Source organism: Vibrio sp. 070316B (assembly GCF_013114115.1).
GTDB classification, from domain to species: domain Bacteria; phylum Pseudomonadota; class Gammaproteobacteria; order Enterobacterales; family Vibrionaceae; genus Vibrio; species Vibrio chagasii_B.
The window spans coordinates 1-13684 of record NZ_VTYC01000054.1 but is presented as its reverse complement, the minus strand read 5'-3'; the positions used below and the strand labels follow the sequence as shown (position 1 = coordinate 13684).

Annotated in this window: 12 protein-coding genes and 1 tRNA gene; 10 read left to right on the top strand and 3 right to left on the bottom strand. The window is 44.7% G+C overall.

From position 1 onward, the window contains the following. Positions 1 to 28: 28 nt before the first annotated feature. Positions 29 to 104, top strand: a tRNA-Gly gene (locus F0251_RS23810). A gap of 612 nt (positions 105 to 716) precedes the next feature. Here F0251_RS23810 and queG read toward each other — a convergent pair. After that, the gene (gene queG, locus F0251_RS23805) at positions 717 to 1859 is read right to left on the bottom strand and encodes a tRNA epoxyqueuosine(34) reductase QueG (protein WP_116869741.1); all 1143 of its coding nucleotides are present in this window, start codon (positions 1857 to 1859) and stop codon (positions 717 to 719) included. Positions 1860 to 2081: 222 nt separating this feature from the next. Between queG and tsaE the strand changes: the two genes are divergently transcribed. The 8 genes from tsaE to hflC all read left to right on the top strand — a co-directional run bounded on the left by tsaE (position 2082) and on the right by hflC (position 11620). Then, a complete protein-coding gene (tsaE, locus tag F0251_RS23800; RefSeq protein ID WP_061034263.1) occupies positions 2082 to 2546 on the top strand; it encodes a tRNA (adenosine(37)-N6)-threonylcarbamoyltransferase complex ATPase subunit type 1 TsaE in 465 nt (154 codons plus the stop codon). Further along, positions 2540 to 4261, top strand: coding sequence for an N-acetylmuramoyl-L-alanine amidase (locus F0251_RS23795; protein ID WP_061034264.1), 1722 nt, complete (start codon positions 2540 to 2542; stop codon positions 4259 to 4261). Before tsaE ends, F0251_RS23795 begins: the two co-directional genes overlap by 7 nt. A 75-nt stretch (positions 4262 to 4336) precedes the next feature. Beyond that, a complete protein-coding gene (gene mutL / locus F0251_RS23790) occupies positions 4337 to 6529 on the top strand; it encodes a DNA mismatch repair endonuclease MutL (RefSeq protein WP_171731953.1) in 2193 nt (730 codons plus the stop codon). A 142-nt stretch (positions 6530 to 6671) separates the two neighbouring features. Beyond that, on the top strand, positions 6672 to 7604 hold the full coding sequence (gene miaA / locus F0251_RS23785; protein ID WP_004741291.1) for a tRNA (adenosine(37)-N6)-dimethylallyltransferase MiaA: 933 nt from the start codon (positions 6672 to 6674) through the stop codon (positions 7602 to 7604). A gap of 193 nt (positions 7605 to 7797) precedes the next feature. Then, positions 7798 to 8061 (top strand): RNA chaperone Hfq, encoded by a 264-nt coding sequence (hfq, locus tag F0251_RS23780; protein WP_004741290.1) that lies wholly within the window; start codon positions 7798 to 7800, stop codon positions 8059 to 8061. A 44-nt stretch (positions 8062 to 8105) separates the two neighbouring features. After that, positions 8106 to 9413 (top strand): ribosome rescue GTPase HflX, encoded by a 1308-nt coding sequence (hflX, locus tag F0251_RS23775; protein ID WP_061034267.1) that lies wholly within the window; start codon positions 8106 to 8108, stop codon positions 9411 to 9413. Positions 9414 to 9440: 27 nt separating this feature from the next. Further along, the gene (hflK, locus tag F0251_RS23770) at positions 9441 to 10637 is read left to right on the top strand and encodes an FtsH protease activity modulator HflK (protein ID WP_008223941.1); all 1197 of its coding nucleotides are present in this window, start codon (positions 9441 to 9443) and stop codon (positions 10635 to 10637) included. 2 nt (positions 10638 to 10639) lie between these two features. Then, positions 10640 to 11620 carry a protease modulator HflC gene (hflC, locus tag F0251_RS23765; protein ID WP_008223939.1) on the top strand — a complete coding sequence of 327 codons (981 nt, stop codon included), beginning with the start codon at positions 10640 to 10642 and terminating at the stop codon, positions 11618 to 11620. A 214-nt stretch (positions 11621 to 11834) separates the two neighbouring features. Here hflC and F0251_RS23760 read toward each other — a convergent pair whose 3' ends face one another. After that, a complete protein-coding gene (locus F0251_RS23760; protein WP_004741286.1) occupies positions 11835 to 12023 on the bottom strand; it encodes a DUF2065 domain-containing protein in 189 nt (62 codons plus the stop codon). 172 nt (positions 12024 to 12195) lie between these two features. On the opposite strand from F0251_RS23760, the gene F0251_RS23755 reads away from it, so the two are divergent. Further along, complete coding sequence (locus F0251_RS23755) at positions 12196 to 13512, top strand: adenylosuccinate synthase (RefSeq protein WP_061034268.1); 1317 nt, start codon at positions 12196 to 12198, stop codon at positions 13510 to 13512. Positions 13513 to 13614: 102 nt separating this feature from the next. On the opposite strand, the gene F0251_RS24740 is transcribed toward F0251_RS23755, so the two are convergent. After that, positions 13615 to 13684: IS3 family transposase (locus F0251_RS24740; RefSeq protein ID WP_367613550.1), on the bottom strand; the 70-nt coding region annotated here is incomplete at its 5' end.

Genomic DNA, 13684 nt, shown 5'->3' with positions numbered 1-13684 from the left:
CAGTTAAACGCGATAGCGGTTAACTTATGCGATACTAGCTCAGTTGGTAGAGCGCAACCTTGCCAAGGTTGAGGTCATCGGTTCGAACCCGATGTATCGCTCCAGCTTTCTTCTAAAAAAGCTAATAAGTACTTTAAACCTCAGTGTTTAAAGGCGACCACAAAGGTCACGCTCTTTCTTTAATGCTGCGAAGCATAATCCCCCAAAAAAGCAAATAATCCTCCATCATGGTGGATATTTTTTTGTCTTAAATTTTTCTTAGCAACTGGAATGCTAGTAAACATCAGGTCTCTGAAGCAGATACTTGAGGTTTTTCACATCTATAAACAGACTTATCCACAAATAGTTAGATGTGGATAACTTGGTTGATAAAGTTATTTCAGGCTTAATTCTTTATATATCTCAAAAAGATCTTTCTTATTTTCAATATATTAGTTGAATTCTTATGTTCGTAACTTGTTGTTTTTTATGGGTTTAGGTGTATCTGTGGAGTTAAGCTAAAGATCGTTAACTTGTTGTTTTTTGATCTTAATCATTTATCGGTACTGTGTTTAACTTTGCGCAGGTGTCGGAAGTTTACGAGAGTTCTGAATTTTTTCCACATTGTCAAAATTGAGAACAAGGTCAAACATTGTTCTAAAATTATGTGCAACGAGTTGTCTTAAATATTGGACTGTTAGTAAGAGCTAGCTTGTCATGCATTGGCATATATAGGGCTAAGCATCTCTTGGTAGTCCTTTCTCAACGATGCGTATCAGCCGGTGCTTTTTAGTTGCGACTTTGCTGTTACCTTTTTGAACCTCAATAATGCTCGGCAATTGCTGTAATTGTTTTTCTAAAGCCCACTCGATATGAACATCTAACAGGTCGTTATTACCTCGGTGAGACTCTAACGTTTCAACAATACGTTGTTGGAATGGCGCATTACCCATAGCAACATAGATATTGCGTAACCATTGGGTATGGCCAATGCGTCTAATCGCTGAACCTTCCATTTTCTTTAAGAAGGTCGCTTCATCCCAGCTTGCGAGTAAAACGAGGTCAGCTTCTTTAAAATCTTCTCTACGGTGGAAGTCTTTTTGTTCAGTGATATCAGCATGACGATTCCATGGGCAGACCAATTGGCAGTCATCACAACCATAGATTCGGTTCCCAATTGCTTCTCTGAACTCTTCTGGGATTACGCCATCGTATTCAATCGTTAAATATGAAATACATTTGCGAGCATCAACCACACCATCAGCAATAATGGCGCCAGTTGGGCAGGAGGTGATACATGCGGTGCATTTGCCACATTCGTCAACACTCGGCTCATCCGTTGGAAGAGGGATGTTAACCAGTAGCTCTCCTAAGAAGAACCAAGAGCCTGCGTCTTTATCGAGAATGAGTGAGTGTTTGCCTGTCCAGCCTAGCCCTGCTTTTTGAGCTAGTGGTCTTTCTAAAATAGGCGCCGAATCGACGAAAGGACGAGAGTCTAAACCTTCGACCTCTTTTTCAATTTTTTGCCCCAGCTTTTTCAATTGGTTACGGAACAATTTGTGATAATCGCGGCCTAAAGAATAACGGCTGATGTAACCTTGAGTGGTATCACTGAGGTTTGAGGCAAATTGAGCTTCTGGTGGTAGGTAGTTCATTCGGGCACTGATCACTCGAATGGTTCCTGGGTGAAGTTCATTAGGACGTGCGCGCATCATGCCATGACGGGCCATCCAATCCATTTCGCCGTGATGACCTGCATCTAGCCATGCTTGAAGAGGGGCTTCATGTTCACTGAGATCAACATCGCAGATGCCAACTTTTTGAAAGCCTAGCTCTTTTCCCCAAATTTTAATTTTTTCAGCAAGATGGTCTAGATTCATGGCTTCATTCTTATAGAGATAAGGATAACTAAAATTCGGTTCGGCAAAAATGGGGGCGGATCTTAACGGATCTTAGTGGTGTTGACCAGAACAGACGTGTTTTGAACAGTATTTTTCATAGAACTTACACTTGAGTGCTTGTCTCCCAAAAGCATCACGGTTTACTATTCTTGTTCTTTTGATTTTTATATAGTCAACGATCGATTTTTAGAGAACGTATTCATGAGCACTAAACAATTTACTTTGAAAGATGAACAAGCAACGATTCAACTAGGAACGGAGCTTTCTAATCTTTGCTCACAGCAGACAACGATTTATCTGCATGGTGATCTTGGCGCAGGTAAAACGACGTTTAGTCGCGGCTTTGTAAAAGCACTTGGTCATCGAGGAAATGTAAAGAGCCCAACGTATACTCTAGTTGAACCTTATCAACTTGCAGATTGGCAGGTATATCACTTTGATCTTTACCGCCTAGCCGATCCTGAAGAACTCGAGTTTATGGGGATTCGTGATTACTTTACGCCTGACGCGATCTGTTTGGTTGAATGGCCAGAGAAAGGCCAAGGACTGCTACCAGAAGCGGACATGGATATTGATATTCGTTACCAAGACGATCACCGTATTGTTTCTTTAACCGCTAATAGTGAATACGGACAGCGCTTACTTAGTCAGTTGGAGTTATGTTGATTTCTAGACGCCTTTTTCCAACAGTAGCCATAATGGCTGCTGTTTTCTCCTTACTATTTTCATCACTGGTTTCTGCGAATTCACTAAAAGGTTTGAGGGTTTGGCCTTCTCCTGAAGAAACGCGTGTGGTTATCGATCTTAAATCTGAGGTCGACTTTAGCTATTTCACACTGAGTAGCCCGAGCCGCTTGGTTGTCGATTTAAAAAATACCGAATTGGCTACTAAGCTACCGGTGGTGGTGAAAGACAGCCCAGTACTGTCTAAAGTTCGTAAAAGCTCTCCCCCACAGAAGGGAACCTATCGCTTAGTTTTCGAATTGAAGAAATCTTCTAAAGCTGAACTCTTTAAGTTGAGCCCAACACCGGGCGGTCAATACGGGCACCGATTGGTGATCGATCTGCCTCATGGTGCAGTGAGCAAGAGTAAGCCAGCTACAAAGCCAAGTAAGCCAACGGTAAGTAAAGACATCAACCAGGTTAAGCGTCAGAAAGATATTTTGATCGTGATTGATCCTGGCCATGGTGGTGAAGACCCTGGTTCGATTGGTCCAAGTCGTAAATATGAAAAAGATGCGACGCTGAGTATTTCAAAGAAGTTAGCTGCTCAATTGAATGCGGTTCCGGGTATCAAAACTCGCATGACTCGTAATGCTGACTACTTCGTAAACCTCAATCGACGTGTTGCTATCGCTCGTGAAAATGAAGCACACCTATTGATCTCTATTCACGCGGATGCCTTTACCACACCTCAACCACGAGGTGGCTCGGTGTTTGTACTGAACACTCGACGTGCGAATACAGAAATCTCCCGTTGGATTGAAAATAAAGAGAAGCAATCAGAATTGTTGGGGGGCAGCGGCGCTGCTTTCACTAGCAATATTGATGATAAGAACGTAAACCAAACCTTGTTGGACTTGCAATTTAGCCACTCTCAAAAAGAGGGCTATAAACTGGCAACAGCGATTCTGTCTGAAATGGGTAAAGTGGCTAAACTGCACAACAGTAAGCCGATTAATACGAGCTTGGCAGTATTGCGCTCACCGCAGATCCCATCAGTATTGGTAGAAACGGGCTTTATTTCAAACCCAACGGAAGAGAAGTTACTTTTCCAACGTTCGCACCAAGATAAGCTTGCACGTGCCGTGACTAAAGCTGTGGTCAAGTACCTGAAAGCGAACCCGCCAGAAGGGATTATCTTGTCGAATGCAACATCATCAACAGGTAGTGTTAGCCAGCACAAGGTGTCTCGTGGTGAGTCATTATCGGTGATTGCGAGTAAGTACGGCACCTCGACACAAGCATTGATGAAATACAACAACCTGAAGTCAAGCAGCCTAGCAATAGGCCAAGTGCTCAAGATCCCAGGCGGTGCTTCAAGCTCATCATCAAGCAGTGCGGTAAAAACTAAGACTATCACTCACACGGTTAAGTCTGGAGAATACTTAGGTAAGATCGCTAGCCGTTATAAAGTATCTGTGGCTGATATTAAACGTGAGAACCGTCTAAAATCAGAAACGGTGAGAGTGGGTCAAAAGTTACGTATTACGGTTGAGGTTAAAGATGTTCCTCTGCGCAAACATAAAGTCGCAAGAGGTGATTACTTGGGCAAGATTGCCGCGAAGTACGGTGTGAGTGTGAACAGCATTCGCCAAGCGAATAAGCTCCGCTCTGATGAACTGGCGATTGGACAAGTGCTGATTATTCCTCATAAATAATCGAGTTTAACTAACATAGAAGTACCTTCTAAACTCGGAAGGGCTTCTATGAATGGCAGTAAGGTAGCTATAAATATGACGATCAAAATACTGCCAGCTCGCTTAGCGAACCAAATCGCAGCGGGTGAAGTGGTAGAAAGGCCAGCCTCTGTTGTAAAAGAGCTGGTTGAGAACAGTTTGGATTCCGGCGCGACACGTATCGATATTGATATCGAGAAAGGCGGCGCTAAGATGATCCGTGTTCGGGATAACGGTAAGGGCATCGTAAAAGATGAACTGGCTCTCGCACTAAGTCGCCACGCTACCTCTAAAATCCATACTCTTGATGACCTTGAGGCGATCGTCAGCCTAGGTTTCCGTGGTGAAGCGCTAGCGAGTATCAGCTCAGTAGCGCGCTTAACCATGACTTCACGCCCTGCCACCCAAGATCAAGCTTGGGCAGCGCACAGTGAAGGCCGAGACATGCAGGTAAAGCTTCAGCCTGCCGCGCATCCAATTGGCACCTCGGTTGAAGTGTTGGATCTGTTTTTCAATACCCCGGCACGCCGAAAATTCTTACGTACTGAAAAAACCGAATTCACTCATATTGATGAGCTGCTTAAGCGCATCGCATTAAGTCGCTTTGATGTGACGATCAATCTTCGTCATAACGGCAAGATGATTCGTCAGTACCGCGCTGCTAAGACAGAGGTTCAAGCCGAAAAACGAATTGCTGCGGTATGTGGTAATCCATTTGTTCGTCATATGCTTAAGATAGAGCTTGAGCACCAAGGATTGAAACTTCATGGCTGGATCACTACGCCAGAAGGGGCAAGACAGCAAAGCGACTTACAATACTGTTATGTGAATGGTCGCATGATGCGTGACAAACTGATCAATCACGCGATTCGTCAAAGCTACGAAACTAGCTTGCGCCCAGACCAATTTGCAACTTATGTACTCTTCATTGAATTGGATCCGCATCAAGTCGATGTGAATGTTCACCCTGCTAAACATGAAGTGCGCTTCCATCAAGCGCGTCTGGTGCATGACTTCATCTATCAGGCATTGAGTGATGGTCTAGCACAAAGTAAGCAAATCAATGTGGCGCCTATTAATCAATCTGCTTTCCATCAATCAGAAGCCCCTAACTATCAACAAGATAGTTCTGTGCCTGAAGCGGAAGAGATGACGAACTTTAGCGCTCCAGAAAGCAATGTCCCAGCTCATTCGGAACAATCGCAGGTTTCTGAAAGAGTGCGACATGCGATTGAGCAGACTCCAGCCTATCCGAGAAAAGCAGAATCTGAGCAAGTTTATAATCAGCCTCAACATAGCGTTAATGATGGTCGTCAGCGCTATAGTTCAGCGTCGAATAGAGGTTCTTCAAGCAGAGCCTCTCCAAGTAATTTGGGCTCACCTGCTAACCGAAACTCGTCTGCTCGTGAAACCAGTTTTACCGGTTCGCCTCGTCAAGAGTGGATAGAATCACGACCTGCTCCGAAGAAAGAGAAAGAGTCACATCAACACCACGCCGAACCTGCACCTTCGAAGCGTGAGGTTAGCGCTTACAAAGAGCTGTTGAAAACGCCAGATTTTGAGCGCCAAACGGTGGAGCCATCAGATGCTCAACAGCCGGTGACGCAAACAGCGCCAAGCGATACTGAGTTGCCTCAACAGAAGTTGTCTCAGTCGAAGCCAAGAACACCAGTCACTGAATTAGGTAAGGCGGTCTCGATTGTCGAGCGTCAGTACCTGATGATGGGCAATAAGAATGGTTGCGTGTTGGTCTCCTTGGCTAAAGCGGAATTACTGCGCGTTATTGGCCAGCTGGATACACGAAGCGGAGCCTTAAAAAGCCAGCCATTACTGGTGCCTTTATCGCTTAAAATTGGCAGTGGATTGGTTGAGGTAGCGAAGACATTAAACCAACCACTGGCTCGTCTTGGTATCGAGCTTAAGGTTCGAAATAGTGAAGCCATTATGGTGATGGGGGTTCCTTCTCCATTAAGGCAGCAAAACTTACAAATTCTGATCCCAGATCTGTTATCGTACGCGGCTTCAATAAATGCCCAGAGTACAGTGAAGCAACCTGATGACATGTTGCCAGCTTTGGTTAACTGGATCGGGATTCAAACCGCACAAGTAAAAAGCGACTACACTTTATCTGAAGCGGTTCAATTAGTTGGGGAACTTGAACAACTTTGGCATGGTCTACTTCCATTAGATGATCCTGAGTTTGTTAATCCTATCGACTTTTCGGCGACTATTGCGGCATTTATGGCTTAGTTTATTGGTAAATTAAGCTTATTTACGGCTTAGGCTGTGTGTGATTTTATTTTTTACGATGGGACCTTTTTTAAAGCGAACCCCTCGTGACAAAAGCCCTTTGCTACAAAGCGCTATAACTGAGAAACAAATACTAACTATCATGACTGAAAAATTACCTTTAGCGTTGTTTTTAATGGGCCCAACGGCATCAGGAAAAACAGATTTAGCTATCCGCTTACGTCAGAAATACCCAGTAGAGATCATCAGCGTCGACTCGGCACTTATCTACAAAGACATGGATATTGGCACCGCTAAACCGGATGCAGAAGAGCTTGCGCTCGCGCCTCACCGCTTGATTGATATTCTTGATCCAAGCGAAGCGTACTCTGCGGCAGATTTTCGTCGTGATGCACTGAAAGAGATGAACGAGATCGTTGCCCAAGGCAAGATCCCTCTTTTGGTGGGCGGCACTATGCTTTACTACAAAGCGTTGTTGGAAGGTTTATCGCCACTACCGGCTGCGGATCCCGAGATTCGTAAGCAGATTGAAGCGGAATCTATTGAGCAAGGTTGGCAAGCATTACATGATCAATTAAGAGAGATTGATCCCGTATCCGCTGAAAGAATACACCCAAATGATCCACAAAGGCTTTCAAGGGCATTGGAAGTTTATCGAATTTCGGGTAAAACATTAACAGAGCTAACTCAAACGAAAGGCGATAGCCTGCCATTTCGTGTAAAACAATTTGCAATAGCTCCCAAGGAAAGGAAAGAACTCCATCGCCGCATTGAGCTGCGTTTCGAGAAGATGATCGAAGCAGGATTTGAAGAAGAGATGAAGGCGCTGTACGCCAGAGAAGATCTTCACCCTGAATTGCCATCGATCCGATGCGTTGGTTATAGGCAGATGTGGGATTATTTAGACGGTAATTGTGATTTAGACGAAGCGGTTTTCCGTGGTGTCTGTGCAACCCGTCAGTTGGCCAAGCGACAGATCACCTGGTTGCGCAGTTGGGATGATTTAACTTGGTTGGATAGCGAAAACATTGATCAAGCATTAGAAACTCTTTCAGATGCAATAGCATCTGATTAGTATTGCTGTGTATAATGTGATCGCTTTTGCGTGAATATACTCTGGAAAGGATCCGTTATTGAGGCTTTTAAAAATCACAGCCTTTCAATAACAACGGAGTTTTTTTATTCATTTAGCTCAGATGCAAAGGCCGCACCTTTTTGTGCACCACTAGCTAAATAATTACAACAAAATACAAAATAAGGAAAATAAAATGGCTAAGGGGCAATCGCTACAAGACCCATTCCTAAATGCACTCCGCCGTGAGCGCATTCCAGTCTCAATCTACCTTGTAAACGGCATTAAGCTGCAAGGTCAGATCGAGTCTTTCGATCAATTCGTGATCTTGCTGAAGAACACTGTAAACCAAATGGTTTATAAGCATGCGATTTCTACTGTGGTTCCTGCTCGTGCAGTAAGTCACCACAGCGGCGAGCAACGTGCTCCATCTGATCGTGCTGAGAAGACAGAAGATTAATCGTTCAATTAACACAGCAAATGCTGTGATAAGGAGTTGGTTGCTTGTTTGACCGTTATGAATCCGGTGAGCGAGCCGTACTTGTTCATATCAACTTCACGCATGAGGGAGAATGGGAAGACCTAAGCGAATGCGAAATGCTGGTCTCCTCTGCGGGGGTAGAAACGCTACAAGTGATTACTGGTAGCCGCCAATCCCCACTCCCTAAATACTATGTCGGAGAAGGTAAAGCCCTAGAAATCGCACAAGCTGTTCAGCTGACCGGTGCTGAAATTGTGATTTTTAACCACTCCCTCTCTCCTGCCCAAGAGCGAAACCTCGAGCAATTGTGTAAATGTCGTGTGATTGATCGCACGGGTTTGATCTTAGATATCTTTGCACAACGTGCGCGAACTCATGAAGGTAAGCTACAAGTTGAGCTCGCTCAGCTTCGTCATATCTCTACCCGATTGATTCGTGGTTGGACTCACCTTGAAAGGCAGAAAGGTGGTATTGGTCTTCGTGGTCCAGGTGAAACTCAACTGGAAACCGATCGACGTTTGTTGCGTGACCGTATAAAGGCAATATTACGTCGTTTAGCTAAGGTAGCTAAGCAACGTGAACAAGGACGACGTGCTCGTAATCGAGCTGAGATCCCAACCGTTTCTTTAGTTGGTTATACCAACGCGGGGAAATCAACGCTTTTCAATCGAATCACTAGTGCCGGTGTTTATGCGGCAGACCAACTGTTTGCAACACTAGACCCAACACTACGTAAGATTGATTTGTCAGATGTCGGGCCTGCGATTCTCGCAGATACCGTAGGTTTTATCCGTCATCTACCACACGACTTGGTCGCTGCGTTCAAGGCTACGTTACAAGAGACGCAGGAAGCTGACATTTTGTTACATGTTGTTGATGCCAGTGATGACCGCTTTCGTGAGAACATTCAGGCTGTTCATGATGTATTAGAAGAAATCGATGCTCATGAAGTGCCAACCCTTGTAGTCATGAACAAGATTGACTGCATGGAAGACCAAAAACCTCGCATTGATAGAGACGAAGAGGGCGCACCACGCGCTGTTTGGGTTTCTGCGATGGAAGGCGAAGGTATTGAACTGCTGTTTGAAGCTTTAACTGAGCGTTTAGCGAGTCAAATGGTTCAATACCGACTGTGTATTCCGCATCAACATCAAGGCCGAATTCGTAGTTTATTTTTCCAGCTGAAATGTATTCAACAGGAAGAGTATGATGAAAATGGTAACTTGTTGATAGATATCCGAATGCAACAGATAGATTGGTCTAAACTTGAAAAAAGAGAAGGGGCGCTCTTGGGTGACTTTATCGTTACCTCAGAGACTGCTACAGTATAACGTCATATCAAATGATGGAGCTTTCTAATGGCGTGGAATGAGCCTGGAAATAACAACGGCGATAACGGCCGCGATAATGACCCTTGGGGTAATAAAAATAATCGCGGTGGCCGAGATCAAGGACCGCCAGACCTAGACGAAGTGTTTAACAAGCTGAGTCAAAAGTTGGGTGGCAAGTTTGGTAAAAAAGGTGGTAACGGAAACGGGCCATCTATTGGTGGTGGCGGTGCAATTGGCTTTGGTGTCATTGCCGTTATTGCTATTGCTATCTGGTTCTTCGCAGGTTTCTACACCGTTGGCGAAGCAGAAAGAGCAGTTGTGCTTCGATTAGGTCAATTCGACCGTATTGAAGAACCTGGTCTTAACTGGCATCCACGTTTCATCGATCAAATCAGTGATGAACAGCTAGTAAACGTTCAAGCGATTCGTTCTCTACGTGCTTCTGGCACCATGCTAACGAAAGACGAAAACGTAGTTACGGTTGAGATGGGTGTTCAATACCGTGTATCTGATCCATACAAATATTTGTATCGTGTAACGAATGCGGACGACAGCTTACGTCAGGCGACTGATTCTGCGCTTCGTGCAGTAATCGGTGACTCACTGATGGACAGCATCCTAACAAGTGGTCGTCAACAGATTCGTCAAAGCACTCAAGAAACGCTTAACCGTATCATCGATAGCTACGATATGGGTATTCTTATTGTTGACGTGAACTTCCAGTCAGCACGTCCACCTGAGCAAGTTAAAGATGCATTTGATGATGCTATCGCGGCTCGTGAGGATGAAGAGCGTTTTGAACGTGAAGCTGAAGCTTACCGAAATGACATTCTTCCAAAAGCAACAGGTCGTGCTGAGCGTTTGAAGAAAGAAGCGGTTGGTTACTCTGAGCGCACAGTTAATGGTGCTCTAGGTCAAGTAGCTCAGTTTGAGAAACTGCTACCTGAATACCAAGCAGCTCCAGAAGTAACACGTAACCGTATGTACCTAGATACAATGGAAAAAGTGTACTCAAGCACATCTAAAGTCCTGATTGACTCTGAATCAAGCGGTAACTTGCTGTACCTACCAATTGATAAGCTAGGTGCTCAAGGTGGTTCTCAGTCGGGCACTCGCTCAACAAAGGCACCATCGACTTACGATCAGATTGAACTAGAAACTCAACCTGAACCAGCGTCGAGCTCTCAGTCTCGTTCAGATAGCTCACGTCAAGGGAGATACTAATAATGCGTAAATTAATGATCCCTGTATTGGTTGTTACGTTAGCTTTGCTACTGATGTCAGTATTCGTGATTCCTGAAGGCGAGCGCGGTATCGTGATTCGTTTCGGTCGTGTATTGAAAGATACTAACGACATCTCTCGTATCCACGAACCAGGTCTGCACTTCAAACTGCCATTGTTCGACCGTGTGAAAACTCTTGATGCACGTATTCAAACAATGGACGGCCGTTCTGACCGTTTCGTAACGTCTGAGAAAAAAGACGTGATCATCGATTCATACGTTAAGTGGCGTATCCAAGACTTCGGTCAATACTACCTAGCAACAGGTGGTGGTAACGCACTAACGGCAGAAGCACTTCTTGAGCGTAAAGTGACAGACGTTCTTCGTTCTGAAATCGGTTCTCGTGAAATCAAGCAAATCGTATCAGGTCCTCGTAATAACGATGTACTGCCAGATTCTGCTGATAGCGAAGAAGTGACAACAGTTGCTGCTGCTGAAGCCCTAGAGGTGGATGGTGAGCGTGACAAGATCATGGAAAACGTACTTGCAGATACTCGTGAAAGTGCGCTGAAAGATCTAGGTGTTGAGATTGTTGATTTCCGTATGAAGAAAATCAACCTTCCAGACAACATCAGTGACTCTATCTACAAGCGTATGCGTGCAGAGCGTGAGTCGGTTGCTCGTAAGCACCGTTCTCAAGGTCGTGAGCGTGCTGAAGTTATCCGTGCTCAAGCTGAGCTAGAAGTTGCGACAGTACTTGCTGAAGCTGACCGTACTGCTCGAGTAACTCGTGGTGATGCAGATGCAGAAGCGGCGAAGATCTACTCTGATGCATACAACAAAGATCCTGAGTTCTTTGGCTTTATGCGTTCACTGCAAGCTTATGAGTCATCATTTAGCGATAAGAGTGACATTCTAGTACTGGATCCGAAGACAGACTTCTTCCAATACATGAATCAAGCGAGCGGTGCTCCAGCGAAATAAGCTGATCAGTTATTGAAGCAGCAAACGCTGACCTTCAATAACGAGACACGTTAAGACTTAAAAGGCTCCCATTGTGGGAGCCTTTTTGCTTTTTAGGACTCTGCTATTTTTATCTTATCTTGAGTTGCTATGGGAGAGTTGTTGCTCGAACTATCTATCAGCTAGCAATGGTAAGGAACTATGCAGAGAACTATTGTGGATGCGATGACGCGAATTAGTGATGTGTCATAAAAGCGATCACGGCGCCAGCGACAACAAGGCAGCCACCAATGCGGCGTAATTGAGTATCGGGCTGCTCGCTTAGCTGAGCGACCATATTTCTCCAGCCATTTGGTGCGATTAATGGGCCAAGCCCTTCAACGATGAGAACAAGCCCAATTGCGAGCCAAATTGAATCAGACATGATGCTGCCTTATATCTATAAAAATATAATGATATCAGCATCTTTAGCGATCTGCCCTTCGTAATCGCTGTTTTATTTTTGTACAGCGTTAACGTTTATGAACAAAAAGTGACTGCAAGAAGTGTGATTCAGTGCTAGAATCCATTTTTAATTAGCAACAGAAATTGGAAAGATGGGAAATAACGTAGTCGTTCTAGGCACCCAATGGGGTGATGAAGGTAAAGGTAAAATCGTTGACCTTTTAACTGAAGATGCAAAATACGTGGTTCGCTACCAAGGCGGTCACAATGCAGGTCACACACTTGTAATTGACGGTGAAAAAACCGTTCTTCACTTAATTCCATCAGGCATCCTGCGCGATAACGTTAAATGTGTTATCGGTAACGGTGTTGTACTTTCGCCTGAAGCACTTCTTAAAGAAATGAAGCCTCTTGAAGAGCGCGGTATCCCAGTTCGCGAGCGTCTTTTCGTTTCTGAAGCTTGTCCTCTAATTCTTCCTTACCACATCGCTATCGACAACGCGCGTGAAATCGCTCGTGGCGCGAAAGCTATTGGTACAACTGGTCGTGGTATCGGTCCAGCTTACGAAGATAAAGTTGCTCGTCGCGGTCTACGCGTTGGTGACCTTTTCGATAAAGAAATGTTCGCTGAAAAACTAAAAGAAGTAATGGAATTCCATAACTTCCAACTAGAGCACTTCTACAAAGCTGAAACAGTAAGCTACGAAGATGTACTTGAGCAGTGCATGGGTTACGCAGATCTACTAACTTCAATGGTTATCGACGTAACTGACGAACTAGACGCAGCACGTAAGCGCGGCGACAAGATCATGTTCGAAGGTGCTCAAGGTACGCTACTAGATATCGACCACGGTACTTACCCATACGTAACGTCTTCTAATACTACTGCTGGTGGTGTTGCTGCAGGTTCTGGTTTCGGTCCTCGTCACATCGGTTACATCCTTGGTATCACTAAGGCTTACTGTACTCGTGTTGGTTCTGGTCCATTCCCAACTGAGCTATACGATGGCCTTGATAAGCAAGACCCAGTAGGTAAGCACCTAGGTGATGTTGGCCACGAGTTTGGCGCAACTACTGGTCGTCTACGTCGTACTGGTTGGTTCGATGCTGTTGCTATGCGTCGTGCAATCCAAATCAACTCTCTATCTGGTATGTGTCTAACTAAGCTAGACGTTCTAGATGGCCTAGAAGAACTAAAAATCTGTACTGGTTACAAGATGAAAGATGGTTCTATCCTAGAAGTTTCTCCAATGGCTGCTGAGTCATTCGAAGAAGCGACGCCAATCTACGAAACAATGCCTGGTTGGAGCGAGAACACATTTGGTGCTAAGTCAATTGATGCGCTTCCACAAGCTGCTCTTGATTACATCAAACGTATCGAAGACCTAACAGGTGTGCCAATTGATATCGTATCAACTGGTCCAGACCGTAACGAAACTATCATCAAGGTTCACCCATACAGCGCATAATGCCTGATTGAGTGATTACCACTGCACCTTTAGTGCTTTGATAATTAAATCGTTTTCTAAAAGCCGACTTTTGAAGTGACCCCGTAAAGTTGGACATTTCTGTTAAGCGGCTTTCAAGGCCTGAGTTCGATATTCTATCGGAGTCAGGCCTTTTAGTTTCACTTTTATACGT

Bases quoted from the DNA above. Each gene is read 5' to 3' on its own strand.
- queG (WP_116869741.1), bottom strand. From the start codon at position 1,859: ATGAATCTAGACCATCTTGCTGAAAAAATTAAAATTTGGGGAAAAGAG.
- tsaE (WP_061034263.1), top strand. From the start codon at position 2,082: ATGAGCACTAAACAATTTACTTTGAAAGATGAACAAGCAACGATTCAA.
- F0251_RS23795 (WP_061034264.1), top strand. From the start codon at position 2,540: ATGTTGATTTCTAGACGCCTTTTTCCAACAGTAGCCATAATGGCTGCT.
- mutL (WP_171731953.1), top strand. From the start codon at position 4,337: ATGACGATCAAAATACTGCCAGCTCGCTTAGCGAACCAAATCGCAGCG.
- miaA (WP_004741291.1), top strand. From the start codon at position 6,672: ATGACTGAAAAATTACCTTTAGCGTTGTTTTTAATGGGCCCAACGGCA.
- hfq (WP_004741290.1), top strand. From the start codon at position 7,798: ATGGCTAAGGGGCAATCGCTACAAGACCCATTCCTAAATGCACTCCGC.
- hflK (WP_008223941.1), top strand. From the start codon at position 9,441: ATGGCGTGGAATGAGCCTGGAAATAACAACGGCGATAACGGCCGCGAT.
- hflC (WP_008223939.1), top strand. From the start codon at position 10,640: ATGCGTAAATTAATGATCCCTGTATTGGTTGTTACGTTAGCTTTGCTA.
- F0251_RS23760 (WP_004741286.1), bottom strand. From the start codon at position 12,023: ATGTCTGATTCAATTTGGCTCGCAATTGGGCTTGTTCTCATCGTTGAA.
- F0251_RS23755 (WP_061034268.1), top strand. From the start codon at position 12,196: ATGGGAAATAACGTAGTCGTTCTAGGCACCCAATGGGGTGATGAAGGT.